Here is a 248-nt window from a genome sequence, read left to right on the forward strand (position 1 = left end):
CTCTTGCAGCATGTGGCGGCGCTGCTCGGCGTATTCAGCCTTGTTGTAGATGCCGCGTGATGAACGGCCATCTTCGTGGGCAAGACACTTCTCGATCCAGTCACTGTTGAAGCCCAACTCGTTGAGGATGGTCGAACCGGTGCGGCGCAGGTCATGCACACTGAAATTTTCGATTGGCAGACCCTTCGCTTTCGACCGCTCCACGACTATCTGCCCGACACGGTTCAGCGTGGCGTTCGACATACACT

1 protein-coding gene is annotated in these 248 nt (G+C 56.9%); it reads right to left on the reverse strand.

Translation table 11 applies throughout. The features are described from left to right. Positions 1–248, reverse strand: a 248-nt coding sequence (locus QN347_RS20585; protein WP_323494516.1) for a tyrosine-type recombinase/integrase, incomplete at both ends; no start/stop codon positions are given.

The organism is Sphingomonas sp. 10B4 (assembly GCF_035019905.1).
Lineage (GTDB): Bacteria > Pseudomonadota > Alphaproteobacteria > Sphingomonadales > Sphingomonadaceae > Sphingomonas > Sphingomonas glacialis.